Below are 23,520 nucleotides of genomic sequence, written 5' to 3' on the forward strand. Positions count from 1 at the left end.
GCTCCCTGTCAATCGAAGGCATAGGTGAAGTCGCCGTTGCACACGCCGACTTCGACTTTCCCGACGCTGCGCCCGTCGACGAGACGGCCGAGGAATTCCGCGCTCACGCGGGGCAGCACGGTGTTGGTGAGAATCGCGTCGATCATCCGCCCGCCGCTCGCGAGCTCCGTGCAGCGGCGCGCGATCTGGCCGACCACCGCGTCGTCGTATGCGAAGCTCACGCGATGACGCTCCGCGATGCGCCGCCCGATGCGCGCCAGTTGCAGACGGATCACCGCATCGAGCATTGCGTCGTCGAGCGGGTAGTACGGGATCACCGCGACGCGCCCGAGCAAGGCGGGCGGGAACGCTTCGAGCAGCGGCGCGCGCAGCGCCCGCGCGATCTCTTCCGGCGACGGCGCTCGATGCCCGCCGCCGCACAGATGCGTGATGAGCTCCGTGCCGACGTTGGTCGTGAGCAGGATCAGCGTGTTGCTGAAGTCGATCTCGCGGCCTTCGCCGTCCTCCATGCGGCCCTTGTCGAAGACCTGAAAGAAGAGCTTGTGCACGTCCGGATGCGCCTTCTCGAATTCGTCGAGCAGCACGACGCTGTAGGGACGCCGCCGCACCGCCTCGGTGAGCGCGCCGCCTTCGCCATAGCCGACGTATCCAGGCGGCGCGCCCTTGAGCAGCGACACCGTATGCGCCTCCTGGTACTCGCTCAGGTTCACGGTGATGACGTTCTCCTCACCGCCGTAGAGCGCCTCGGCGAGCGCGAGCGCGGTTTCGGTCTTGCCCACGCCCGAGGTGCCCGCCAGCATGAACACGCCGACCGGCTTGCAGGGATCGTCGAGGCCGGCGCGCGCGGTCTGCACGCGGCGCGCGATCATCTCCATCGCGTGGCGCTGCCCGACGATGCGACGGTTCAGCGTCGCCGCCAGATCGAGCACGCTCGCGGCTTCGTCGCGCACCATGCGGCCGACCGGGATGCCGGTCCAGTCCTGCACGACCGAGGCGACCGCATGCGCATCGACTCCCGGCAGAATCAGCGGCGCTTCGCCCTGGCGTTCCGCGAGCTCGTCGGTCAGCGCCTTCAGGTCTGAAAGCGTCACGGCTTCGCCGCGCGCCTCGATGGACCGCCGTGCCGCGAGGATGCGCGCGACGAGCGCACGCTCCGCCTCCCAGCGCCCGGTCAGATCCGCGAGACGCGCGCGCTCCGCGTCGAGCCGGGCGGCGACATCCGCGGCGCGTTCCTGCGTGTCGATGCCGAGCGCGGCTTCGCGCGCGACGATTTCGCTTTCGGTCTGCCACGTCTCGATGCGCCGCTTCGCATCGTCGATCGCCGGGGGCAGCGCCTGCTGGCTCACCGCGACGCGCGCGCAGGCGGTGTCGAGCAGGCTCACCGCCTTGTCGGGCAACTGGCGCGCGGGAATGAAGCGATGCGAGAGCCTCACCGCCGCTTCGAGCGCCTCGTCGAGCACCTGCACACCGTGATGCCGCTCCATCTTGCGCACGAGCCCGCGCATCATCGCGATCGCGCTCGCCTCGGAAGGCTCCGGCACCTTGACCACCTGGAAGCGCCGCGTGAGCGCCGGGTCCTTCTCGATGTGCTGCTTGTATTCGACCCACGTCGTCGCGGCAATGGTGCGCAGCGTGCCGCGCGCGAGCGCGGGCTTGAGCAGGTTGGCTGCATCGCCGGTGCCGGCCGCGCCGCCCGCGCCGACGAGCGTATGCGCCTCGTCGATGAAAAGGATCACCGGCATCGCAGACGCCTGCACCTGCTCGATGACCTGCTTGAGCCGGCTCTCGAACTCGCCCTTCACGCTCGCGCCCGCCTGCAGCAGCCCGACATCGAGCGTGCGCACGACGGCGTCGCGCAACGCGGGCGGCACCTCCCCCGCGACGATGCGCTGCGCGAAGCCTTCCACCACCGCCGTCTTGCCGACGCCCGCCTCGCCCGTGAGAATCGGGTTGTTCTGCCGGCGTCGCATGAGAATGTCGATGACCTGGCGAATCTCTGTGTCGCGCCCGACGATGGGATCGAGCTTGCCCTCGCGCGCCTCGGCGGTCAGATCGACGGTATAGCGGGCAAGCGCGTCCCGCTGCGCGAGCGGAGCGGCGGGCGCCGCGGACTCGACGACGTTCGCGGCCCGCGCTTCGGGCGAACCTTCGAGCAGGGCGTCGAAACGCGCGGACAGCACATCGAAGCTGATTTTCTCGAACTGGCGCGAGAGCGCGTAAAGCGCATTGCGCAGATTCGGCGTGCGCAACATGCCGATCAGGAGATGCCCCGTGCGCACCTGCGTGGCGTCGAACATCAGCGAGCCGAACACCCAGCCGCGCTCGACGGCTTCGTCGACTTGCGCGGAGATGTCGGACACCGAGCCCGCGCCGCGCGGCAGGCGCTCGAGCGCGACGGTCAGATCGCGTTCGAGCGCGGTCTCGTCCAGTTCGAAGTGACGCAAGAGGCGCCGCAGGTCGGAATCCGCCGCGAGCAGGATCTGATGCACCCAGTGCGCCAGCTCGACATACGGGTTGCCGCGCAGCTTGCAAAATGCCGCGCCGTTTTCGATCGCCCGATAGGCAAGCGGATGGAGCTTGCCGAACAACGCCATGCGGCTGATCTCAGTCATGAGGAGTCTCCTTGCGATGGCCCGATCCCGCCTGCCCGGCGATCACGACCCGATGGTTGTCATGGACCGGCGCGCCGCTCGTGAGCCAGGTGGTCCAGCCGAGGCGCGCGCCGTTCGTGGCCGTCGCCTGCAGACGCAGCGCGGGCACTTCCTCGCGCTTCAAGTGCAGCGCGACGTCCCAGTCGAGCGGATCGCGCAGGTAGTTGCGGACCCAGTCGGTCAGCTTCGCGAGGCTCTGCCCGCCCGGCAGGAAGCGCACGAAATCCGCGTAGCGAAGCGGCCCGATCACGATGCGGAACTTGTGCTGGCAGTCCCACACCCGCGTGCCGACGACCGTCGATACCCCGAGCCGCGCGCCGCCGAGGCGTGTGCGGGCATCTTCCGGCAGCGCGATCCAGTGGCCGCGCCACGGCTCGATCGAGACGTCCACGCCGAAAAAGCGCGCGAGAATCAGCCGCAGCCCGCTCGCATGGCGCGTCGGCGCGGCGAGCACGCCCGCGAAGTGGCGCTTGGCGGAATCGGGCACCGCATCGCGATCGGCGAGCGCCGGCGCGCCGAGGCCGAACAGGCTGCCGACGTAATCCGCGAAGCGATCCTCGTGCGGGCGGTCGACGCTCACGACCGGCTGTGCATCGGCCCATGCGCGATAGAAGAGCGACAGCATGCGGTGATGAAACACGTCGAGAAAGCGCGCGAGCGTAGGATCGTTCGCGTTGCGGGCGCGCTCGCGCACGTACGCGGTCAGATGCGTCGGCAGCGGGCCGTTCGGCCCGAGCAGGCCGAGGAAATTCACCGCGAGACGGCCCGGCTGTCCATCCTCGCCCGGCACGAAGTCGCCGAGCGTGGTCGGATGGAAGATCAGCTCCGGGTCCTGCGACAGGCGCACGGCGTCGTCGCGCGCGGCCAGCGACCGGCCCAGGCGCGGACGCTCCGCGTGCGCCCGCTCGATGAGCCGCAGCGCCTGGAAAAAGTCGAAGCGGCGGGCGTCGCGCGCGAGCACGCCGTCGATGGTCAGAGCGTCGCGCATCGTCCGGTCCTCGCAGGCCACTGCATGATCGGACCGCGCGCGAGCGTCGCGACGGCGGTTTCCGTGAACGAATTGATCGACACGTACTGCGCGAAGAACTGCGCGAGCACCGCGCCGAGCAGAAACGCGCTCGCGCCTTCGAACGCGGCGTCGTCGAAGCGCAGCGTGATCGCGAGGCCGCGTCCGTGGACGATCGGCCCCGGCGACGGCAGGCGGCGCACGACGGGCGCGCACGACACCGAGCGCAGCCCCTCGACCTGCCGGTGCGCCGCGGGGTCGTCGGCCGGGCAGTACAGCGCGAGCAACTCGCGCAGCGCGCGGGCGCCTTCCTGCGCGTTCGCATCCACGAGCGACGCATAGTTCAGCGAAAGATGATCGAGCAGCCGCCATGCCGCCGGTCCCTCCGCGAACGACGGAAGCGGCCGGCTCGGGCCCGCGACGCAGCGCACGGCGGTGACCGGCGCCTCGGCATCGAGCGTGAAGTCGGTCGAGCCCGCGCCGACCGGCATCGAGAGCGGCAGGTCGCGGTTCGTGCACCACGCGCTGATGCCGAGCTGACGCACGTCGCCGCTTCCGGGCGCGCTCGCCGCGTCGACCAGCGCGATGAAGGCTTCGCTGCCGAGGTAGCTGCTGCGCGCGCCGCTCTGCTGCTGCCGCACCGACGCGCGCCGCGCCGCGCGGCGCAACTGATAGAAAGCGCCGCCCTCGCCCGGCGCATCGAGATCCTTCGCGCAGTAAAACGGCCGGTACTGCTTCTCGGCGACCGCACCCGTGCCGTAGCCGGTGACCTCGTCGATCTGATGGATCTCGTAGTCCATCGGCCGCGTGCGGTCGACGACGACGTGATACTCGAACTCCGTGTCCGACAGCGCGACGCGGTCGGTGCGGCGGCGGAACAGGTTGATGGCCGGTGTGCAGTCGAGCGCGAAGTGCGAAGCGTCGACGCCACGCTCGAGCGATGCGTCCGCCTGGTCGAGCAGGATCACGATCTCCGCTTCCGGCCCACGGCAATGACGAAGCGCGTCGCGCAATCCGGCCAGTTCGACGAACATGAAACGCGGCGCGAAGGCGAAATACTCCTGCAGCAGCCGATAGCCGTCGAACGATTGCTGGCCGACGGGCAAAAGCGCCTCGTCCTCGGCGAAGCCGAGCGGCCGGAGCGTGGTCTTCGGCAGCACGGCGAGCGTGGACGCCGCGCTTGCGCCGTTGCCGGGCTGCGTCACCGCCACGCCGACGCAATGCGCGAGCAGACGTTCGTGCAGGCGCGCGGGCAGGCCGTCGGGGCCGCGCAGATACAGCGCGAGACGATCGAGCGCGAGGCGATCGAAGCCGAGCGGGCCGGTCGCGCGCAGACGCAGGCGCAGTCCCGCCTTGACACCCGCAGGCAGCGCCGGCGACGACGCGTTGAGCGAGCCCGCGTGGGTAAAGAACTTCGCGTGCGCGATCTCGACCGGCCACAGCGTGAGCGCGTGCGCCGTGCGGTATTCGCAGCGCGTCGAGGCGGACTTGTCGAGCATGCCTCTGAGCGCCGTGTGACGCGGCACGACGATGCCGTCGGCGCTCGCCGCGAGCTGCGGGTTGGCATGGTCCGCATGCAGCTGGACGACCACCATCGACGGCGTCGGCGCCAGATAGTGCGGATACGCCAGCTCCAGCAGATGCTGCGTGAAGCGCGGAAACTCCGCGTCGAGCTTCATCTGGACACGCGCGGCGAGGAAACTGAAACCTTCCAGCAGCCGCTCGACATACGGGTCCGCGCATTCGACGCCGTCCAGCGCGAGCCTTCCCGCGATCTTCGGGAACGCGGCGGCGAATTCGCCGCCCATCTCCCGCACGTGCTGGAGCTCCTGGCTGTAGTACCTGACGAACGCGGGGTTCATGCCTGTTGCTCCCCGGCGTGCGCGGCGCGCGCGGGCAGCGCGTCGGAGACGCGCACCTCGCCCGCTTCGAGATCCAGCTCCGTGCGCAGGAAAAGCCGCTCGGGATACGGCTGCGACCACATGTCCGCCTCGATCTCGAAGCGGATCACATGGCTGCGCGCCGCGCCCTTCGCGCCCTTTGCGTCTTCGATCGCCGTCACGCGCACCGATTCGCGCACGAGCCGCGGCTCGAAGGCCCACAGGGCGTCGCGGATCAGGCGCTCCAGGACGCCGGGCGTGAGCGCGGCGACGTTGCGTCCCGCGAGGTCCGGCAGGCCGTAGTTGAGCACCGATGTCGCGACATGCGGCAGGCTCGCCGCATCCGCGCCGTCCCCGAGACCGCTCGCGTTCAGCAGCCACCCGATGTCGCGCTGCACGCTGTCGCGCAGCGCGCGCGCCGACATCACGCGACGCTCGCGCGCCTCGTGACGCGCGTGCGGCTCGAGATCGGTCAGGCGGTCCAGCAACGACGGTTGCAGGCGGTCCCGGACGGAGGGTTCTGACATGAGCAACTCCCTTTCAGCAGGCTGGGCAGGATGGGCGGACACGGCGAGACTCAGGCGGCTTTCGCGGTCGGCAGCTTTGACACGAGCCGCAGCGATACCGTGAGACCTTCGAGCTGGTAATGCGGGCGCAGGAAGAACTTCGACGTGTAGTAGCCCGGATTGCCCGCCACCTCCTCGACGACGACCTGCGCATCCGCGAGCGGCTTGCGCGCCTTGGTGTCGTCGGACGAGTGGGTGGGATCGCCGTCGACATACTGGAGAATCCAGTTCTGCAACCAGCGCTCCATGTCCTCGCGCTCCTTGAACGAGCCGAGCTTGTCGCGCACGATGCACTTGAGGTAGTGCGCGAAGCGGCTGCACGCGAAGAGATACGGCAGGCGCGCCGCGAGGTTCGCGTTCGCCGTCGCGTCCGGGTCTTCGTACTCGGCCGGCTTGTGCAGCGATTGCGCGCCGATGAACGCGGCGAAGTCCGAGTTCTTCTTGTGCACGAGCGGCATGAAGCCGTTTTTGGCGAGCTCGGCCTCGCGGCGGTCGCTGATCGCGATCTCCGTCGGGCACTTCATGTCGACGCCGCCGTCGTCAGTGGGAAACGCGTGAACCGGCAGCCCTTCCACCGCGCCGCCCGACTCGACACCGCGAATGCGCGAGCACCAGCCGAACATCTTGAAGGAGCGCGTGATGTTCGCCGCCATCGCATACCCGGCGTTCGCCCAGGCGTACTTGCTGCTGTTCGCGCCCGCGGTGTCTTCCTCGAAATCGAACGCCTCGACCGGGTCCGTCTTCGCGCCATAGGGCGCACGGGCGAGAAAGCGCGGCATCGCGAGGCCGATATAGCGCGAGTCCTCGGATTCGCGCAGCGAGCGCCATGCGGCATGCTCGGGCGTCTGGAAGATCTTGGTCAGGTCGCGCGGATTGGCGAGCTCCTGCCAGGACTCCATGAGCAGCGCGGCCGGGTCCGCGCCCGCGATGAACGGCGCGTGCGCCGCCGCCGCGATCTTCGCGATCTGCGTGAGCAGGTCGACGTCGGGGCCGCTGTGATCGAAGTAGTAGTCCGCGACCAGCGCGCCGTACGGCTCGCCGCCGAACTGGCCGTACTCTTCCTCGTAGAGCTTCTTGAAGAGCGGGCTCTGATCCCACGCGACGCCGCGATACTTCTTCAGCGTCCTGTGCAGCTCCGCCTTGGAGATGTTCAGCACGCGGATCTTGAGCGACTCGTCGGTCTCCGTGTTGTTCACGAGGTAATGCAGGCCGCGCCACGCGCTCTCGACCTTCTGGAACGGCTCGCTGTGCAGGATCAGGTTGATCTGGCCGGTGAGCGCGTGGTCGATCTGCGCGATCAGCGCCTCGATGGTCGCGAGGACATCGCCGGAGATCACGCCGGTGTCGCGCAGCGCCTGCTCGGCGAGCGTGCGCACCGCGCTCTCGACGGCGTCGCGGGCACGCTCGGACTTCGGCTTGAATTCCTTTTGCAGGAGCGTGGAGAAATCGTCGACTTCGGGCGCCGCTTCCATCACGGCCGCGCCGGTCTGTTGCTGGATGCTGAGATCGTTCATCGCGTCAGGCTCCGGTGGTGGGCGCGGGGGTGGACGAGTCGCTGATCTGCGCATTCGCGCGCGGCTGGGCGGCGAGCGCCTTCATCAGCGCGGGCTCTTCCAGCAGGCGGGCGATCAGCGCTTCGGCGCCGGTCTTGCCGTCCATGTAGGTCAGCAGGTTGGCGAGCTGCGTGCGCGCCTCCAGCAGCTGCCGCAGCGGCTCGACCTTGCGCGCGATCGCGGCGGGCGTGAAGTCGTCCATGCTCTCGAAGGTCAGATCGACCGCGACGTTGCCCTCGCCCGTCAGCGTATTGGGCACCTGCACGGCGACGCGCGGCTTCATCGACTTGAGACGCTCGTCGAAGTTGTCCACGTCGATCTCGAGAAACTTCCGCTCCACGGCGGGCGCGAGCGGCTCGGCGGGCTGCCCGGAGAGATCCGCGAGCACGCCCATCACGAAGGGCAGATTGACCTTCTTTTCCGAGCCGTAGACTTCGACGTCGTATTCGATCTGCACGCGCGGCGCACGATTGCGCGCGATGAATTTCTGACTGCTTTCCTTTGCCACGATGTCCACTCCTTTGCCTGAGGCGGGTCAGACGACCCCGCCCAGATGTCTGAATTGATGTGCGCCGTCCGGCGCGACGTCCTCGATGATTTCCATGAAGCTCTTGCCGACGAGCCTCCGGGCGCGTTGCAGCAGCACCGGCAGCGGGCTCGAGGGCTCGTGCTCGGCGTAGTAGGCGCAAATCGCGTCCAGCGCCTCGCTCACGTCCCGCGCGCTCGCGATATGCCGGGGCGTGGCGGGTCCGGCAACGGCCGCGCCATGCGTCGCCGCTGCGGAACCCGCGCCCTCTTCACTGCTGCTGGTCTCAATCGCACTGCCCCCGCGCCCCGTTTCCGGATCGAGCGCCTCCACCCGCGCCGCGACGAACTCCGTGAGGCGCCCGAGCGGCCGCGCGAGCGCGCCGAAGTCGAGCGCGCGCGCCGGCCCCACGCGCTCGGTCAGCAAGGTCTCGATTCGCGCGAGCGAGACGCGCGCCGACGAAAGTGCCTCGCACTGCGCCCGTCCTTCCTCGGCGCCCACTTGCGCGAACGCCGCATCGATGGCCGCGAGGGTCGGCATCTCGTCGCCTTCGGCAAGCGGCGATTCGCCCGCCAGCACCTCCATGTCGCGCAGCGTGAAACCACGCTGACCGCGCGGCGCGACCAACGGCACGTCACGCAGTTCACCCGCGAGCCCCGCGCCGTCGACGAGCGCCGACAGCGCGTTGACCCGCGCGGTCGGATCGTCGCCGTCGCCCGCATCGAGCTGCGGATGCACGTTGCTCCAGTGCTGCGCGAGCAGCCCTTCGATCAGCGCAAGGCCGCGCGCGAGTCCGCTGAAACCCTCGCGAACCATGCCCGCCCGCGTGAAGTGCACCGCCACGCGCAGATCTCGCGTGCGTGCGAGCAGGGTCGTCGCGAGCGAGTGGGCGAGGGTCCAGTCGGGCGGTGTCGCGGCGATCACGGTGCCGCCATACTGAGCGTCGGGCTTGCCCGCGATCGCCAGCTCCAGCGCACGGAATTCGGCGCTGTACTCCTCGTCCTCTCCGCACGGTTCCGGGGCGAGCTCGGTCAGCCAGGCTGCGATATCTGCGCGATTCATGGTGATGTCCGCAAGGGGCGATGGTCAGTGGGTGAGCTGGCGGGTCATTCCGACTTGTTCTTCGGGATGTGCCACTTGCCGGTCACCACGCCGCCTTTCTTGGCGCCGTTGTTGTCCTGCGGCTGATACTCCATGTTGAATTGGGCGAAGTTCAGCGTGATGTTCTCGGCGACCTGATCCCCGCCGCCCGAGCCCACCGAGTGGCTGCTGATGAGCACTTCCTTGAGCGTGATCTTCAGGTACTCGATCGGGTCGGTCCCGCCCGCCTTGCGCAGCGTGAGCACGGCCTCCGGCATGTGGACGCCCTGGCAGCACGACTGCACGATCGTGGGCGAGCTCTTGTCGACGTACTTGCTGATCGAGAGGTCCTGCACCGACGCGGTCCCGGTGCCGCCGCCCGTGCCGCTGTGCGTGGTGCCCGTCTGCGAGCATCCCCACGACCAGCTCAACACCTCGATCTCGTCCGTGTGGCCCACCGCCAGTGATTCACCCTTGATGTCGCCCAGCTTGAGAAACATATCTACGGCCATGTCAGTCTCCAGAAAAATGTGCGCCTTGCGGCACAGGAAAATTCGCGTCGTTCGATCGCGAAGCTCGGTTGCGGGCTTGTGACGAATTCCCGCTTTATTTCGGAATGCAAATCATCGTGATTGCTTCCATGCGTTTTTCATGGCCACGCATCAGCCCGAATTCATGCGCTGGCTCACTCGCCGAGCGCCCGCCGGATCGCCGCCGCCACCGCCGGCATGTCTCCGCGTTCGCAGAGCCGCGCCCAATCCACCAGCGTGTCGCGGTTCACCGCCGGCGTTTCGCAAAGCCGCGCAAATCGTTCGAGCGTCGCCGCCGAACCGGCTATGCTATGAAAACGTTCGCGTCCGATGCACGCGTCCAGCATGACCGCCATGCCTGCCTGCCGGGCCCGGTCGAGGAGGGTCTCCATGATCTGTCTCCTATTCGGTGGTTCAAATGCGCGTCGTTGCGCGAGCCGTGACCCGAAAACAGCCGCCCTCGCCCGCTTATTCCGCAAAAAAACTCGAAATATTCGCGGAATAGAGTTGCGTCTGGAGTGTTGTCAATCATGAGCGCGCCCATCTCAGGAGCTGCCCCGATGAACGACGACGACTTGCCGACCGTCCTGCCGACGTTGTTGCCGCGGCTCTGGCGGTTCGCGCTGCGGCTCACGCAGAACCAGCACGACGCCGAGGATCTCGTGCAGCGCGCCTGCGTGCGGGCGCTGGAGCGGCGCAGCCAGTTGCAGCCGGGCACCTCGACACTGAGCTGGCTGTTCTCGATCGTGCATTCGACCTGGATGAACGAATTGCGCGCCCGTTCGATTCGCAGCCGCGGCAGCATGGACTGGCAGGACGAGGAAATCGAATCGTTCGCGGATCCCGCGGCGCACAATCCGGAGCTCGATCTGCTGCATCGCCAGGTGATCGACGCCGTCGAGGCGTTGCCGGAAGCGCAGCGCGTCGTGATGGTGCTGGTGGCGATCGAAGGCCTCAGCTATCGAGAAGCGGCCGAGGTGCTCGACGTGCCCATCGGCACGGTCATGAGCCGGCTGTCGCGCGCGCGACTCACGATTGGCCAGAAATTCAGCGTGCAGGCGCCGGCGGCGGCTCGAAAAGGAGAATCACTATGATGAATGTCGATGATTCGCTGCTGATGTCCTATGTGGACGGCGAGCTTTCGCCCGAACAGCGCGCGGAAGTCGAGGCGGCGATCGCGCACTCCGACGAGCTGGCGGCGCGGGCCGCGGCGCTGCAGGCGTCGGTCCTGCCCTATCGTGCCGCGTATGACCGGCAGACGGTTCCTCCCGTGCCGGAAAGTCTGACGCGCCGCATCGAGGAGCTCGTGAGCGTCAGCACGCCGCAAGAGCGGAGCGGGCCGCGCGGCCGCCGTCGCTTCCCGTTGCAGTGGGCAGCCGCGGCCTTCGTCGCGGGCGCGATCTGCTCCGGCGTGCTCACCGGCTATCTCGGTGGCGTGAATCCGTTGAAACCGGGCGTTGACCCGTGGGTGCAGAGCGTGGCGGACTATCAGGTGCTCTACGGCCGTGACACTGTCGCGAATATCCGGGAAGACAGAGCCAGCACCGAGCAGGTGCTGGCCGATATCCATCAGCGCGACGGCATGCCGGTCGACGTTCCCGACCTGCGTCAGGCGGGCCTCAAGTTCAAGCGTGTGCAGCGCTTGAACTATCACGACCGACCGCTCATCCAGATGGTGTATCTGCCGGAGCGCGGCGATCCGGTCGCGCTGTGCGTGATCGAGGAGAACCAGGGCGATGCGCCGGTGCGGTCGAGTCAGATCGGCGAAATGAAGACGGTCACGTGGCGCGCCAACCGGCTCGCCTATGTGCTGCTCGCAAAAGCGCCTTCCCTCGACTTGCAGGCCATCGGCAACAGCATCGCCGGTGGGAAGACTGCTCCGCTCTATGGCAGCGCAAACGCAGACAAGTCGCGCGATAGCTAGGCGGACGCGTGCGCCGCGCCTCACGCCTTCAGGCACGGCGCGGCCGGCGATGATCGGTATCGGCATGCCCCCGAGGCTTCCCGCCAGGTTCATCGTGGCGCCGACGATCCCGCGGGAAGCGCGGCGCGCACCACGTGACGAGCAGCGACGCTCCGATGCGCCCTAGCCCGCCTCGATATCCGACCAGACGGGCCCATCGGGATACTGATAGCGCGAGAGCGTGTCGCGCTTCATCTCCGCGCTGTAGCCGGGCAGGCTGGGCGGCATGTAGCGGCCATGGCGGATGATCACCGGGTCGATGAAGTGTTCGTGGAGGTGATCGACATACTCGAGCACGCGATTCTCCAGCGAACCCGCCACGGCGATATAGTCGAACAGGGAAATATGCTGCGTGTACTCGCAAAGCCCCACGCCTCCACCATGAGGGCAGACAGGAACGCCGAACTTCGCTGCCATCAGCAGCACGATCAGAACTTCGTTGAGGCCGCCGAGGCGTGCGGCATCGAGCTGGCAGAAATCGAATGCGCGCGCCTGGAACATCTGCTTGAACATGACGCGGTTGTGGCAGTGCTCGCCGGTGGCGACGCCAATGGGCGAGATGCGCTCGCGGATGCGCGCATGCCCGAGGATATCGTCGGGACTCGTCGGTTCCTCGATCCACATGGGCTCGAATACCGCGAGCCGGCGCATGGCCTCGATCGCCTGATCGACATCCCAGACCTGATTGGCGTCCATCATCAGCGAGCGTTCCCAGCCGATCTCCTCCCGCAGGATTCTTGCGCGCCGCATGTCTTCTTCGAGATCGGCGCCCACCTTCTGCTTGACGTGGCTCCAGCCGGCGGCGACGGCCTCACGGGCGAGCCGGCGCATCTTCTCTTCGGAGTAGCCGAGCCAACCCGGGGCGGTCGTGTAGCCGGGGAACCCCTGATCCAGCATCTCGGCTTCGCGGCGCGCCTTGCCCGGTGACTGCTTCCGCAGCAGCGCGATCGCTTCTTCCGGTGTCAGCACATCGGTGACATAGCTGAAATCGAGGCAGCGCACGAGCTCTTCGGGCGTCATGTCGACCAGCAGCTTCCAGACCGGCTTGCCTGCCGACTTGGCCCACAGATCCCAGACCGCGTTGACGATCGCGGCGGTGGCGAGGTGAATGACGCCTTTCTCCGGCCCGAGCCAGCGCAACTGACTGTCACCGGCCGTGAGCCGCCTCCAGAAGGCTCCCATGTCGGCGGTGATCTCTTCGAGCGTGAGGCCCTTGACGAGCCCGGACAGCGATTCCGCGGCCTTCACGCAAATCTCGTTGCCGCGCCCGATCGTGAAGGTCAGGCCGTGACCCTGCAGATCGTCCGGAGAGTCCGTGTGGAGCACGACATAGGTCGCCGAGTAGTCGGGTGCGGCATTCATCGCATCGGAGCCAGCGAGGGACTTCGACGTGGGAAAACGAAGATCGTGTACTGCGATCCGGGTGATTCGCGTGGTCATAGAAGGCTCAACTCGATCGAACGGTCCGTAAGGACGGGTGAACCGGACTGTACATCTGCGCGCGATATATGAATAATTGTCGAACCGTATCCATCGATATCAGAATTGATATGTCACCGGACCTTCGAGACTCGACGGGCACAGCGGCGCACGCGCATGCACCGCTGAAGATTTCGAGTCGTCAGATCGCATTGATCAACGCGCTGGATGAGTTCCGCAACCTTCGCAAGGCCGCGGCGGCGATGCATACCACCCAGCCGGCGGCGAGCCTGCTGCTTCAGCAGCTCGAAGAGCGCCTCGGTGTTCCGTTGTTCACGCGCCTGCCGCGCGGCATGGAGCCGACTGCGTTCGGCGAAGTGCTCATCCGGTTCGCGCAGGGTGTGGTGCACGAGTTTGGCCACGCCGAGTCCGAAATCAGGGAGCTGGCGGCGGGCGCGGCGGGGCTGGTGCGTATCGGGACGGTGGTCGGGCCGGTGCCGTCGCTCGTCACGCGTACCCTGCTGGCGTTCAAGGCGAACAATCCGCGGGTGCGGATTTCCGTCGATGTCGGCACCAGCGATATGCTGCTGCCGTCGCTGATGCGCGGAGATCTCGATGTGGTGATCGGCCGTCTGCCCGATCGGAGCAGTCATCCGGAAGTCGACGTGGAGCTCTTCGGGACGGCCGAGCACATGCGCGTCATCGGCCGCCCGCGGCATCCCGCCGCCCGGGTCGAGAACCTGGCGCTGAAGGATCTCGTGAATCTGACGTGGATTCTCCATCCCGTCGGCAGCCCGATGCGCTCGCGGGTAGAGAACATCCTGGCGCTGGCGGGAATGACCGAAACGCTCGACGTCATCGAAACGGCCAACCTGCTCGCCACGACCGCGATGATCGAAGCGTCCGACATGATCTCCGTCGTTCCCGAGGACGTTGCGCAGTACTACGCCCGCTACGCGATGGTGGCGATGCTGCCGGTCGAGCTGCCGGTGCCGATGGTCAATCTGGGGCTGTTGACACAGCGCGGGCGTGCCCTGTCAGCCGCCGTGATTCAGTTGCTGCAGCAGTTGCGCGAGCACGGCGGATAGCCATGCAATTGCGTGAGCGATGCTTGAGATGCCTGGGTTCACACGCGTTCCGCGCGACGAGTGCGCAGCGGCAATCAGGCTCGAAGGCATCGCGTCATGCACTGCCATGTAGCTGTTGCAACAGCTCGAGAAACAGGTCCAGCGCACGCGTTGGCGGCCGCGAGATCTCCGTGATCGCGCTGATCGTGTTTTCGTAGAGCGGACCATCGGGCACCTTGACGAGCGCGTGCCGCTTCGCGAATGACGCGGCATAAAACTGCGGCAACAAGCCGACGTATTGCCCGGAGAGTACCAGCATCGCGACCGCCTCCAGGCCCGACGCCGCCGGCCCGCGCTGCATGCCGAGCGTGTTGAGCGCCTCGTGCACGAACGGTTGCGAGCGATAGACGAGCGGCAGCGTCGACGCATCGCGCAAACGCCGGCGCGCGACGTACAGCTGCTGACGTTCGATGAAGAGCGGCAGATAGTGGAAGCCCGCCTCGCGCCGGTACATCCCGCGAATCGCCACTTGCACGCGACGCTCGCGTAACGCGAGATCCAGTTCGTTGAACGTCATCACGCGCAATTCGACGTTCACGTCCGGCGCGTGCTCCTTCAGCGCGGCGAGCGCCTCGGGCAGATGACAGCCCTCGTCGCTCAGGATGTGCTCGACCATGCCGATCGAAAGGGTGCCCGACAACACGCCGCGTACCGCGTCGATTTCCGGACGGATGCGCTCGAGCGACATCAGCGCATCGCGTGCGAGATCGAGCGCCACCTTGCCGGCATGCGTGAGCACGAAGCCGGATGGCCCGCGCTCGCACAGCCGCGCGCCGAGCGTTTCCTCGACGTCGCGGATATGCCGGCTGATCGACGCCTTCGACATATTCAACTGCTTCTCGGCGGCGGCGAAGCCGTTCGCCTGCGCGACCGCGCAAAAGATCCGCAGCGAGCGCAGGTCTCGTTCACTGAAGTCGGGGCGCTTGGCGCTCGGGGTTCTGGCTGTCGGTCGATCGGTCATCTACAGGTCCATCGCGGAAATCGAAAGGTTACGGTTTTCGGAACCATACCGATAAAAAAATCATTTTTCACTCTCTTTATGGCGGAATACATTCGGCTGCCTGTCGCAACGCGCGGAGTCGCAGCGACCACGCCCTGCCCGGCCGGTACCCACACGTCCATTACGCGGAGAAAGCAATGAAAAACTGGTCCAGACGATCCTTTGTGAAAGCGACGCTCGCGTCGGGCGCCGCCCTCGCGCTGCCGACGATCGCGCGCGCCGAAGGCGGCACGCTCGCCGACATCAGGAAGCGCGGCAAGCTGGTGGTCGGCACCGAAGCCGCGTACGAGCCGTTCGAATTCGTCGAGAACGGGCAGATCGTCGGCTATGGGCATGACGTGCTGGAGTTGATGGCGGCCCGGCTCGGCGTCAGGCTCGAACAGATGAACCTGCCGTTCCAGGGCCTTCTGCCGGGCCTGATGTCGCACAAGTTCGACTTCGTCGCGACCAGCGTCGGCATCACGCCGGAGCGCGCCAAGCGTTTCGCGTTCAGCGAGCCGGTCGGCGTGGTGCGTTCGGTGCTGATGGTGCGCGCCGACGACACGTCGGTAAAACGCGATCTCGACATCGGCGGCAAGACCATCGGCACGCAGATGGGTTCGTCGTCGCAGCCCGTCGCCGACGAGTTCGAAAAGGAGCTGAAGGAAAAAACCGGCAAGGGCTACGCGGGCACCAAGCTGTTCCAGGCCTATCCGGACGTTTCGAACGCCCTTGCGAACAAGACCATCGACGTCGCGCTGATGCCGTCGAACATTGCCGCGGTGCAGATGAAGCGCCAGCCCAACGTGTTCCGCATCGCCGGCACGATCGGCCAGCCGAAGCTGCTCGCCTGGGTCGCCAATCCGAACGACCTCGAGATCCGCAAGTTCATCAACGATTCACTCGAGGAATTCCGCAGCAACGGCAAGCTCGCCGCGCTGCAGACGAAGTGGTTCGGCGCGTCGATGGACACGCCGCGCAGCAACTATCTGCCGGCCGGCGCCATCTGACGCCATGCTCGACTGGATCGACAAAGGCGGCGTGATCGCGCCGTTTCTCGAAGGTGTCGTGTCGGGGACCGCGCTCACGCTGGTTGCATCCGCGTGCGCGTTCGTGATCGGCCTCGCCCTGGGCATCGTGCTGCTGCTCGCGCGCATTTCGCCGTTCGCGCCGCTGCGCGCGCTGGTCGTATTGTGGGTGAGCCTGATCCGCGGCACGCCGGCGCTGATTCACATGCTGATCGCGTATTACATGGTGCCGGCGCTGCTCGATATTTCGGTCTCGCCGATCACCGCCGGCATCGCCGCGCTCGCGTGCAACACCAGCGCGTACATCGTCGAAATCCTGCGCGGCGCGCTCGGCACGATCTCGTGGGGACAGCGCGCCGCCGGTTACGCGGTGGGCATGCGCACCGCGCAGGTATGGCGGCACGTGCTGCTGCCGCAGGTGATCTACCGGTCCATTCCGCCGCTCACCAGCGAATTCACGCTGCTGCTGAAGGCGTCTTCGCTGATGTCGATCATCGCGGTGCCCGAACTCGCGACGGTCGCCCGCAATGCGACGCTGCAAACCGATCTGCCGCTGCAGGTCTTCACGATCACCGCCGCCGTCTATTTCGTGATTCTGTTTCTGATCTCGGCCGCCTCACGACTGTGCGAGCGCCGGGTTGCGAGGATGCTCCCCCATGGCCATTGATTTTTCGATCGTCCGTGAAGCGATTCCTCCGCTGCTCGAAGGATTGCGCGTCACCGCACTCGTCAGCGCGATCGGTATTCCGCTCGGCGTCGTCGCGGGGATCATCGCGGCGTATGCGGCGCAGTCGCGCACGTTGCTGCGGCCAGTCGCGCTCGCTTACGTCGAGCTGGTGCGCAACATCCCGTACCTGATCCTCGTCTACCTGTCGTTCTTCGGCTTGCCGAAGCTCGGCGTGGCCGCATCGGCGATGACGATCGCGATCGGCTGCACGGTGTTCTACACCGGCGGCTACTTCTGCGAAATCCTGCGCGCCGCGCTGCGCAGCGTGCCGCGCGGCCAGACGCATGCGGCGTTCTCTCTCGGCATGACGTTCTGGCAGGCGCAGCGCCACGTAATCGCACCGCAGTTGTTCGGTTTCATCACGCCGCCGACGACGAGCCTCGCAATCATGATGTTCAAGGACTCGGCGATCTTCTCGGTGATGAGCCTGCCGGAGATGACCTACCAGAGCAATCTGCTCACCGCAAACACGTTCGCCTATGTCGAAGTGCTCGGCACGACGGCATTGATCTACTGGAGCTGCAGCGTTCTGCTGGCCGGCGTCGGCCGCCGTCTCGAGACGGTGATCGGCCGCCGCACCCGCCACGTCTGACGCGCATTCCGCCATCCATCTGGAGACACACGCATGACTCGATACACCGTTGCGCCGCGCACCGGCCATCCGACGCTGCTCTACTCGGAACTCGATCTCGACATCGACAACCTGAAGGCCGATATCGCCGTGCTCGGCATGCCGTATGGCGCGCCGTATGCGCCGTCCGATTTCAGCAACGACCAGACCAACGCGCCTTCGGCGATCCGTCAGGCGACCGATCGCGTCGTGCGCAAGCCGGGCCACTACGACTTCGACATCGACGGTCCGCTGCTGCAGGGCCGCACGGACGTGCGCTTCGTCGACTGCGGCGACATCATCCCCGTTCTGACGAAGCCCGGCGAACACTACGCGCGCGCCGAAGCGGCCGTGCGCCGCATCGTCGCCGGCGGCGCGATGCCGATCGTGCTCGGCGGCGATCACGGCATCACGACGCCGGTGCTGCGCGGCCTCGACGCGAGCGGCCCGATCACGCTCGTGCACATCGACGCGCACCTCGACTGGCGCGACGACGTGAACGGCGTGCGCGAAGGCCTGTCGAGCCCCATCCGCCGCGCCTCGGAAATGGCGCACGTCGATCGCATCTTCCAGATCGGGCTGCGCGCGCAAGGCAGCGGCCGCCCCGAGGAGCTGGTCGCCGCGCGCGCATACGGCTCGGAACTCGTGACTGCATACGAGCTGCACGACATCGGCATGGACGCGGTGCTCGCGCGCATTCCCGACGGCGGCAACTACTACCTGACGATCGACGCCGATGGTCTCGATCCTTCGGTGATGCCGGCGGTCGCGGGTCCGGCGCCGGGCGGCGTGACCTTCGTGCAGGCCCGAAAGCTGATTCACGGCCTGGTGAAGAAGGGCCGCGTGGTCGGCATGGACATCGTCGAGATCCAGCCGGAGAAAGACGATGCGAATCTGATCTCCTGCGTGACGGCTGGCCGCCTCATTCTCAACCTGATCGGCGCGTCGATCCGCGCGGGTTACTTCGACAAGTGAGCCGTCCAATGAGCGCCAGTCAGGCCATCATCGATATCCGCGCGATCGACAAGTGGTACGGCGCGCACCACGTGCTCAAGCAATGTTCGACGCATGTGAACAAGGGGGAGATCGTCGTGGTGTGCGGGCCGTCGGGTTCGGGCAAATCGACATTGATCAAGACAGTCAATGCGCTGGAGCCGTTCCAGAAAGGCGACATTCTCGTCGATGGCACGTCGCTGGTCGCGAAGTCGACGAACTTGCCGATGCTGCGCAGCCGCGTCGGCATGGTGTTCCAGCACTTCGAGCTGTTCCCGCATCTCGATCTCACGCGCAATCTGACGCTCGCGCAGCGCATCGTGCTCGGCCGCGCCGAAGACAAGGCACGTGGGAAGGCGCGCGAGCTGCTGGATCGCGTCGGCCTGTCGGCGCACGCGCACAAGTACCCGGGGCAGCTGTCAGGCGGCCAGCAACAGCGCGTCGCGATCGCGCGCGCGTTGTCGATGGATCCGATGGCGATGCTGTTCGATGAACCCACGTCGGCGCTCGATCCGGAGATGGTCAACGAAGTGCTCGACGTGATGGTCGAACTCGCACGCGAGGGCATGACGATGATGGTCGTCACGCACGAGATGGGCTTCGCGCGCCGCGTCGCGCATCGCGTCGTGTTCATGGAGGACGGTGCGATCATCGAAGACAGCCCGACCGACGTGTTCTTCCAGGACGCCGCCAGCCCCGCCGCCAAGCGCTTTCTTTCGAAGATTCTTCACCACTGACTTACCTTCTCAACGACATGGCCACGCATACTCGCATCCGCCCGTTCAATACGCGCGACACCTATCCGGAGCAGAAGCTCGACAACGATCTGTGCCAGGCCGTCATCGCCGGCAACACGATCTATCTGCGCGGCCAGATCGGCCAGGATCTCGACACCCGCGAATCGGTCGGCATCGGCGACGTCACCGCCCAGACCGAGAAGGCGATGGCGAACGTCAAGATGCTGCTCGACGAATGCGGCAGCAAGCTCGAAGACATCTGCAAGGTGACGGTGTACATCATCGATCCGCGCTACCGCGAAGCCGTCTACAACGTGATGGGTCGCTGGCTCAAGGGCGTTTTCCCCGTGTCGACCGGCATCGTCGTGCAGGCGCTCGCGCGGCCCGAGTGGCTCGTCGAAATCGACGTGATCGCGGTGAGGCCGGAATGACGCTGGGCCGCAGCGCCGACTTGCTGAAGGCGTTGATCGCCTTCCCGACGATCTCGTGCACGCCGAATCTCGCGCTGATCGAGCACGTCGCCGGCGTGCTCGGCGCGGCGGGCATCGCGTGCACGATCGTCAAGGACGAGGCGGGCACCTGCGCGAATCTGTTCGCGAGCACGGGACCGGCGCACACGCCCGGCGTGATGCTGTCGGGACATGCCGACGTGGTGCCGGTCGAAGGCCAGCCGTGGACGACGCCGCCGTTCGAAGCAACGTTGCGCGACGATCGTCTGTACGGACGCGGCGCCGCCGACATGAAGGGCTTCGTCGCGTGCGCGGTCGTCGCGATGCTCGATGCATCGAAGCGTACGCTCCGCAAGCCGCTGCAGCTCGCGTTGTCGTATGACGAGGAGATCGGCTGCGTCGGCGTGCGGCGGCTCATCGATGTGCTGGAGATGTCGCCGGTGCGTCCCGACCTCTGCGTGGTCGGCGAACCGACGATGATGCAGATCGCGACCGGCCATAAGGGCAAGGCCGCGTATCGCGCGGTCTGTTGCGGGGAGGAAGGCCATTCTGCGCTCGCGCCGAAGTACCGGAATGCGATCCACGTCGCCACCAGCTGGATCGTGGCGATGCGCGCGGCGCAGGAGCGGCTCGCGCAGCACGGCGCGCGCGACGACGGCTACGACGTGCCCTATTCGACGATTCACGTCGGCACGATTCACGGCGGCCGGGCGCTGAACATCGTGCCGAATCGATGCACGCTCGACTTCGAGATCCGCACGCTCGCGAACGATCGCGCCGACGCGATTCTCGACGACATCCGCACGCGTGCCGCTCGTGACGATGAGGCAGCGCTACCCGACATCGCGGAAGTAAACGCATATCCGGGCCTCGACACGCACGTCGCGAGCGACGCGGTGCGTTTTCTCGAAGCATTCCTGCCGGCGGATACATCGAAGCGCAAGGTCGCGTTCGGCACGGAGGGCGGCCTCTACTCGACGCGTCTCTCCGTGCCCACGCTGGTTTGCGGCCCCGGCGACATCGACGTGGCGCACAAGCCGGACGAGTACGTCGCACTCGCGCAACTCGACGCGTGCGATACGTTTCTTGCGCGTCTGATCGGCGGGCTGCTGTAGAGCCGCTTACACCAGCCCCGGCGGTCTTCATCCGTCCGTCGAGACCGTAACCGCCTCCCACGCACGGATTTCATTCTCGAATGCCGACAGCTTGTTTCGCACGAGCCCGAGTGCATCGCTTCCGAGCAAAAGATGCGCGGGCGGGCGGTCCGCAGCAATCGCCGTGAGCATCGCGCATGCTGCCTTCCTGGGGTCTCCCGGTTGCTTGCCGCTTTTCTCCTCGCGGGCTTTGCGGATGGGAACGAAGATATCGTCGTAGTCCGCAATGGATCGTGGCGTTCGCGTCATCGAACGGCCGGCCCAGTCGGTGCGGAACGAACCGGGCGCCACGGCTGTCACGGCAATGCCGAAAGGCTCTACCTCCTTGCCAAGTGCTTCGGAAATGCCCTCCAGCGCGAATTTGCTCCCACAGTAGTAAGTGATTCCCGGCATCGTGATGTGGCCGCCCATCGACGTAATATTCAGAATGTGGCCGCGTCGGCGCTCACGCATGAAAGGCAGGACGGCCTTCATCATCGCAACGGCCCCAAACACGTTCACGTCGAACTGTCGGCGCATCTCCGCCAGGGGCGATTCTTCCATGACGCCTTCGTGGCCGTAACCGGCATTGTTGACGAGGACGTCGATGGGGCCCACGCTCGCCTCGATTTCCGCCACGATGCCGTCGATGGCATCGAAGTCGGTCACGTCAAGCACTCGGCCAAAAGCGGCACTCGCGGACAGAGACTCGAAGTCGCGCCGTGCCTGCGCACTTCTCACAGTCCCGATGACCTTGTGACCCGCCGCCAGCGCTTCTTGTGCGAGCGCACGGCCAAAGCCGCTGCTGACGCCGGTGATGAGCAGGATTTTGCCGGATGCCATCGAAGCTTCTCCCAGATGTCGATCGGAGAGTGCATGCTAATCTCATAAGCACGGCTGGATAAGCCAAATTACGCTGATTTTCTTGCATAAAACTATGGGTATGAATCGCGCCGCTACTCACCACACGGATCCATCCTCTCGAAGCCAGAAACGCATGGTCGCCCTGCTGCGCGCGCTCGCGCCCGAGGAGGGCTACAACCTGACGGCATTGCCGAGCGTCCGCATCCTGCGTTCGAATCGCGCGCTGTCGCGCACGCCGGTTCTGTACGATCCCGGCATCGTGATCGTTTGCCAGGGCCGCAAGCGCGGTTACTTCGGAGATCGGCTCTATCTGTACGACGAGCATCACTATCTGGCCGTATCCGTGCCCGTTCCGTTCAGCATGGAAACCGACGCAACGCAGGAGCGCCCGCTGCTCGCACTGTATTTGCACCTCGATTTCGCAATGGCCGCCGAGCTGGCGGCGCAGATCGACCGCGCAGGCGTAACGGAGCGAGTGCAAACGCCTCAGAGCATGACGTCGACACCGATGGATGACGCGATGCGAGCGTCGGTCCTGCGCTTCCTCGAGGCGATGCATCGGCCGCTCGAAGCCGTTGTGCTGGGTCCGGGCCTGCTGCGCGAACTGTATTTCCGTGCGCTCACCGGGCCGCAGGGAAGCTCGATGCGAGAGGCCTTGGCGATGCGGGGACAGTTCGGCAGGATAGGCAGATCACTGCGCCTCATCCATGCCGACTACGCGCAGCCCCTCGACGTGTCGCAACTGGCCAAGGAAGCGGGCATGAGCGTCCCGAGCTTCCACAGCCACTTCAAGGCAATCACGCAGGTGTCGCCGATACAGTACGTGAAATCGACGCGTCTGCATCAGGCGCGCCTGTTGATGGTGCGCCAGGATCTGACCGCGGAGGCGGCCGGCCATGCCGTGGGTTACACGAGCCCGTCCCAGTTCAGCAGAGAGTTCAAGCGCCTGTTTGGCTTGACGCCAGCGGCGGAGACGAAGCGCATGCGCGAGGGCTTCGCCATTCCGGCCGCGTTCGCTGATTCTGCTTACGTCTCTTCCCACTGAGCCTGGCGCATTTCGCTTTGACGATGACGAGTAATACTGATTAACGTGAGATGCGCTTCCAGGCACCTCTTCAAATCGGTAAAGACATGCCAAATTTGACGCGAGACATCACGACCATCGTCTCGAAGTGGCGAATATTGGGGTTCTGCCGAAAAACGCGCGTCGCGAACTCCTCGTAGTGATCGATGTCGCGCACGTTGATCAGCAACACGAAGTCGGCGCGTCCGGTGACGACATAGCATTGCATCACCTCCGGCACGCCGTTCAGAAAACGCTTGAATTCGTCGAGCAGATCGAGCCGCTCGCGTTCGACCTGAACGAGAACCCACATCATCAACGGCAAACCGACCTTGCCCGGATCGACCACCGAGATGTCCTTCTGGATAAAGCCCTCTTCCCTCAGCCGCTTGACTCGCCGAAGGCAGGCGGGCGGGCTCAGGTTCACCTCCGCAGCGAGCGCCTGATTGCTGATCTGGTTATCGATTTGAAGCCGCGCGAGGATGCGGCGGTCGTAGTCATCGAGCGAGGTATCGAGCATTTTTTCAATTTCTCCAAAGGCCCGGAGAAAGAAATCCGATTAACCATAACCCCGCAGAACAGATATTGGATTTCGCGCCGGCTCCATAAAATCGTATCACCACACAGTGCCCGATT

24 protein-coding genes are annotated in these 23,520 nt (G+C 66.1%); 11 read left to right on the top strand and 13 right to left on the bottom strand.

Features of this window, described 5'->3' with window-relative positions:
* Positions 1 to 8 precede the first annotated feature (8 nt).
* From tssH to AWB83_RS05690, 9 genes are all read right to left on the bottom strand, one after another.
* On the bottom strand, positions 9 to 2,612 hold the full coding sequence (tssH, locus tag AWB83_RS05650; RefSeq protein WP_087043266.1) for a type VI secretion system ATPase TssH: 2,604 nt from the start codon (positions 2,610 to 2,612) through the stop codon (positions 9 to 11).
* On the bottom strand, positions 2,605 to 3,639 hold the full coding sequence (gene tssG / locus AWB83_RS05655) for a type VI secretion system baseplate subunit TssG (RefSeq protein WP_087043268.1): 1,035 nt from the start codon (positions 3,637 to 3,639) through the stop codon (positions 2,605 to 2,607). The genes tssH and tssG overlap by 8 nt, the downstream gene beginning before the upstream one ends.
* The gene (tssF, locus tag AWB83_RS05660) at positions 3,624 to 5,519 is read right to left on the bottom strand and encodes a type VI secretion system baseplate subunit TssF (protein WP_087043270.1); all 1,896 of its coding nucleotides are present in this window, start codon (positions 5,517 to 5,519) and stop codon (positions 3,624 to 3,626) included. The genes tssG and tssF overlap by 16 nt, the downstream gene beginning before the upstream one ends.
* On the bottom strand, positions 5,516 to 6,064 hold the full coding sequence (tssE, locus tag AWB83_RS05665; protein ID WP_087043271.1) for a type VI secretion system baseplate subunit TssE: 549 nt from the start codon (positions 6,062 to 6,064) through the stop codon (positions 5,516 to 5,518). Before tssE ends, tssF begins: the two co-directional genes overlap by 4 nt.
* 50 nt (positions 6,065 to 6,114) lie before the next feature.
* Positions 6,115 to 7,575 carry a type VI secretion system contractile sheath large subunit gene (gene tssC, locus AWB83_RS05670; protein WP_087043431.1) on the bottom strand — a complete coding sequence of 487 codons (1,461 nt, stop codon included), beginning with the start codon at positions 7,573 to 7,575 and terminating at the stop codon, positions 6,115 to 6,117.
* A 46-nt stretch (positions 7,576 to 7,621) separates the two neighbouring features.
* The gene (gene tssB, locus AWB83_RS05675; RefSeq protein ID WP_087043432.1) at positions 7,622 to 8,164 is read right to left on the bottom strand and encodes a type VI secretion system contractile sheath small subunit; all 543 of its coding nucleotides are present in this window, start codon (positions 8,162 to 8,164) and stop codon (positions 7,622 to 7,624) included.
* 27 nt (positions 8,165 to 8,191) lie between these two features.
* Positions 8,192 to 9,244: a type VI secretion system protein TssA gene (tssA, locus tag AWB83_RS05680; protein WP_087043272.1), complete on the bottom strand. Its 1,053-nt coding sequence runs from the start codon at positions 9,242 to 9,244 to the stop codon at positions 8,192 to 8,194.
* A gap of 44 nt (positions 9,245 to 9,288) precedes the next feature.
* The gene (locus AWB83_RS05685; protein ID WP_087043273.1) at positions 9,289 to 9,774 is read right to left on the bottom strand and encodes an Hcp family type VI secretion system effector; all 486 of its coding nucleotides are present in this window, start codon (positions 9,772 to 9,774) and stop codon (positions 9,289 to 9,291) included.
* Positions 9,775 to 9,947: 173 nt separating this feature from the next.
* Positions 9,948 to 10,184 (bottom strand): hypothetical protein, encoded by a 237-nt coding sequence (locus AWB83_RS05690; protein WP_143750020.1) that lies wholly within the window; start codon positions 10,182 to 10,184, stop codon positions 9,948 to 9,950.
* A 168-nt stretch (positions 10,185 to 10,352) separates the two neighbouring features.
* On the opposite strand from AWB83_RS05690, the gene AWB83_RS05695 reads away from it, so the two are divergent.
* Positions 10,353 to 10,886, top strand: a complete 534-nt coding sequence (locus tag AWB83_RS05695) for an RNA polymerase sigma factor (RefSeq protein WP_087043276.1) — start codon at positions 10,353 to 10,355, stop codon at positions 10,884 to 10,886.
* Positions 10,883 to 11,716 (top strand): anti-sigma factor family protein, encoded by an 834-nt coding sequence (locus AWB83_RS05700; RefSeq protein ID WP_244197594.1) that lies wholly within the window; start codon positions 10,883 to 10,885, stop codon positions 11,714 to 11,716. The genes AWB83_RS05695 and AWB83_RS05700 overlap by 4 nt, the downstream gene beginning before the upstream one ends.
* 162 nt (positions 11,717 to 11,878) lie before the next feature.
* Here the strand turns inward: AWB83_RS05700 and AWB83_RS05705 are convergent, their stop codons facing one another.
* A complete protein-coding gene (locus AWB83_RS05705) occupies positions 11,879 to 13,195 on the bottom strand; it encodes an L-fuconate dehydratase (protein ID WP_087043277.1) in 1,317 nt (438 codons plus the stop codon).
* Between the two features lie 191 nt (positions 13,196 to 13,386).
* Between AWB83_RS05705 and AWB83_RS05710 the strand changes: the two genes are divergently transcribed.
* The gene (locus AWB83_RS05710; protein ID WP_208636711.1) at positions 13,387 to 14,262 is read left to right on the top strand and encodes a LysR family transcriptional regulator; all 876 of its coding nucleotides are present in this window, start codon (positions 13,387 to 13,389) and stop codon (positions 14,260 to 14,262) included.
* Between the two features lie 94 nt (positions 14,263 to 14,356).
* On the opposite strand, the gene AWB83_RS05715 is transcribed toward AWB83_RS05710, so the two are convergent.
* Positions 14,357 to 15,262, bottom strand: a complete 906-nt coding sequence (locus AWB83_RS05715) for a LysR family transcriptional regulator (RefSeq protein WP_087043281.1) — start codon at positions 15,260 to 15,262, stop codon at positions 14,357 to 14,359.
* Positions 15,263 to 15,438: 176 nt separating this feature from the next.
* Between AWB83_RS05715 and AWB83_RS05720 the strand changes: the two genes are divergently transcribed.
* From AWB83_RS05720 to argE, 7 genes are read left to right on the top strand one after another with little or no spacing between them, the layout of a single operon-like run.
* Positions 15,439 to 16,290 carry a substrate-binding domain-containing protein gene (locus AWB83_RS05720; RefSeq protein WP_087043282.1) on the top strand — a complete coding sequence of 284 codons (852 nt, stop codon included), beginning with the start codon at positions 15,439 to 15,441 and terminating at the stop codon, positions 16,288 to 16,290.
* A 4-nt stretch (positions 16,291 to 16,294) separates the two neighbouring features.
* Positions 16,295 to 16,975 carry an amino acid ABC transporter permease gene (locus AWB83_RS05725; RefSeq protein ID WP_087043283.1) on the top strand — a complete coding sequence of 227 codons (681 nt, stop codon included), beginning with the start codon at positions 16,295 to 16,297 and terminating at the stop codon, positions 16,973 to 16,975.
* Positions 16,965 to 17,627 (top strand): amino acid ABC transporter permease, encoded by a 663-nt coding sequence (locus AWB83_RS05730; RefSeq protein WP_087043285.1) that lies wholly within the window; start codon positions 16,965 to 16,967, stop codon positions 17,625 to 17,627. The genes AWB83_RS05725 and AWB83_RS05730 overlap by 11 nt, the downstream gene beginning before the upstream one ends.
* Before the next feature lie 33 nt (positions 17,628 to 17,660).
* Positions 17,661 to 18,620, top strand: coding sequence for an agmatinase (locus AWB83_RS05735; protein WP_087043286.1), 960 nt, complete (start codon positions 17,661 to 17,663; stop codon positions 18,618 to 18,620).
* Positions 18,621 to 18,628: 8 nt separating this feature from the next.
* Entirely contained in the window at positions 18,629 to 19,375 is a 747-nt protein-coding gene (locus tag AWB83_RS05740) for an amino acid ABC transporter ATP-binding protein (RefSeq protein ID WP_087043288.1), read from the top strand.
* Positions 19,376 to 19,392: 17 nt separating this feature from the next.
* Positions 19,393 to 19,806 (top strand): RidA family protein, encoded by a 414-nt coding sequence (locus AWB83_RS05745; RefSeq protein ID WP_087043289.1) that lies wholly within the window; start codon positions 19,393 to 19,395, stop codon positions 19,804 to 19,806.
* Positions 19,803 to 20,939: an acetylornithine deacetylase gene (gene argE / locus AWB83_RS05750; RefSeq protein ID WP_087043290.1), complete on the top strand. Its 1,137-nt coding sequence runs from the start codon at positions 19,803 to 19,805 to the stop codon at positions 20,937 to 20,939. Before AWB83_RS05745 ends, argE begins: the two co-directional genes overlap by 4 nt.
* Before the next feature lie 27 nt (positions 20,940 to 20,966).
* On the opposite strand, the gene AWB83_RS05755 is transcribed toward argE, so the two are convergent.
* Positions 20,967 to 21,800 carry an oxidoreductase gene (locus AWB83_RS05755; protein ID WP_087043292.1) on the bottom strand — a complete coding sequence of 278 codons (834 nt, stop codon included), beginning with the start codon at positions 21,798 to 21,800 and terminating at the stop codon, positions 20,967 to 20,969.
* A gap of 94 nt (positions 21,801 to 21,894) precedes the next feature.
* Between AWB83_RS05755 and AWB83_RS05760 the strand changes: the two genes are divergently transcribed.
* Positions 21,895 to 22,866, top strand: a complete 972-nt coding sequence (locus AWB83_RS05760) for an AraC family transcriptional regulator (RefSeq protein WP_087043294.1) — start codon at positions 21,895 to 21,897, stop codon at positions 22,864 to 22,866.
* Between the two features lie 70 nt (positions 22,867 to 22,936).
* On the opposite strand, the gene AWB83_RS05765 is transcribed toward AWB83_RS05760, so the two are convergent.
* Positions 22,937 to 23,404, bottom strand: a complete 468-nt coding sequence (locus AWB83_RS05765; protein ID WP_087043296.1) for an Lrp/AsnC family transcriptional regulator — start codon at positions 23,402 to 23,404, stop codon at positions 22,937 to 22,939.
* Between the last annotated feature and the right edge of the window lie 116 nt (positions 23,405 to 23,520).

This window comes from Caballeronia ptereochthonis (genome assembly GCF_001545075.1).
Taxonomy (GTDB): Bacteria; Pseudomonadota; Gammaproteobacteria; order Burkholderiales; family Burkholderiaceae; genus Caballeronia; species Caballeronia ptereochthonis.

What these genes read in the sequence shown, in the direction of transcription:
- tssH (WP_087043266.1), bottom strand. Translation starts at nt 2,612, where the DNA reads ATGACTGAGATCAGCCGCATGGCGTTGTTCGGCAAGCTCCATCCGCTT.
- tssG (WP_087043268.1), bottom strand. Translation starts at nt 3,639, where the DNA reads ATGCGCGACGCTCTGACCATCGACGGCGTGCTCGCGCGCGACGCCCGC.
- tssF (WP_087043270.1), bottom strand. Translation starts at nt 5,519, where the DNA reads ATGAACCCCGCGTTCGTCAGGTACTACAGCCAGGAGCTCCAGCACGTG.
- tssE (WP_087043271.1), bottom strand. Translation starts at nt 6,064, where the DNA reads ATGTCAGAACCCTCCGTCCGGGACCGCCTGCAACCGTCGTTGCTGGAC.
- tssC (WP_087043431.1), bottom strand. Translation starts at nt 7,575, where the DNA reads ATGGAAGCGGCGCCCGAAGTCGACGATTTCTCCACGCTCCTGCAAAAG.
- tssA (WP_087043272.1), bottom strand. Translation starts at nt 9,244, where the DNA reads ATGAATCGCGCAGATATCGCAGCCTGGCTGACCGAGCTCGCCCCGGAA.
- AWB83_RS05685 (WP_087043273.1), bottom strand. Translation starts at nt 9,774, where the DNA reads ATGGCCGTAGATATGTTTCTCAAGCTGGGCGACATCAAGGGTGAATCA.
- AWB83_RS05690 (WP_143750020.1), bottom strand. Translation starts at nt 10,184, where the DNA reads ATGGAGACCCTCCTCGACCGGGCCCGGCAGGCAGGCATGGCGGTCATG.
- AWB83_RS05695 (WP_087043276.1), top strand. Translation starts at nt 10,353, where the DNA reads ATGAACGACGACGACTTGCCGACCGTCCTGCCGACGTTGTTGCCGCGG.
- AWB83_RS05700 (WP_244197594.1), top strand. Translation starts at nt 10,883, where the DNA reads ATGATGAATGTCGATGATTCGCTGCTGATGTCCTATGTGGACGGCGAG.
- AWB83_RS05705 (WP_087043277.1), bottom strand. Translation starts at nt 13,195, where the DNA reads ATGACCACGCGAATCACCCGGATCGCAGTACACGATCTTCGTTTTCCC.
- AWB83_RS05715 (WP_087043281.1), bottom strand. Translation starts at nt 15,262, where the DNA reads ATGACCGATCGACCGACAGCCAGAACCCCGAGCGCCAAGCGCCCCGAC.
- AWB83_RS05720 (WP_087043282.1), top strand. Translation starts at nt 15,439, where the DNA reads ATGAAAAACTGGTCCAGACGATCCTTTGTGAAAGCGACGCTCGCGTCG.
- AWB83_RS05725 (WP_087043283.1), top strand. Translation starts at nt 16,295, where the DNA reads ATGCTCGACTGGATCGACAAAGGCGGCGTGATCGCGCCGTTTCTCGAA.
- AWB83_RS05730 (WP_087043285.1), top strand. Translation starts at nt 16,965, where the DNA reads ATGGCCATTGATTTTTCGATCGTCCGTGAAGCGATTCCTCCGCTGCTC.
- AWB83_RS05735 (WP_087043286.1), top strand. Translation starts at nt 17,661, where the DNA reads ATGACTCGATACACCGTTGCGCCGCGCACCGGCCATCCGACGCTGCTC.
- AWB83_RS05740 (WP_087043288.1), top strand. Translation starts at nt 18,629, where the DNA reads ATGAGCGCCAGTCAGGCCATCATCGATATCCGCGCGATCGACAAGTGG.
- AWB83_RS05745 (WP_087043289.1), top strand. Translation starts at nt 19,393, where the DNA reads ATGGCCACGCATACTCGCATCCGCCCGTTCAATACGCGCGACACCTAT.
- argE (WP_087043290.1), top strand. Translation starts at nt 19,803, where the DNA reads ATGACGCTGGGCCGCAGCGCCGACTTGCTGAAGGCGTTGATCGCCTTC.
- AWB83_RS05755 (WP_087043292.1), bottom strand. Translation starts at nt 21,800, where the DNA reads ATGGCATCCGGCAAAATCCTGCTCATCACCGGCGTCAGCAGCGGCTTT.
- AWB83_RS05760 (WP_087043294.1), top strand. Translation starts at nt 21,895, where the DNA reads ATGGGTATGAATCGCGCCGCTACTCACCACACGGATCCATCCTCTCGA.
- AWB83_RS05765 (WP_087043296.1), bottom strand. Translation starts at nt 23,404, where the DNA reads ATGCTCGATACCTCGCTCGATGACTACGACCGCCGCATCCTCGCGCGG.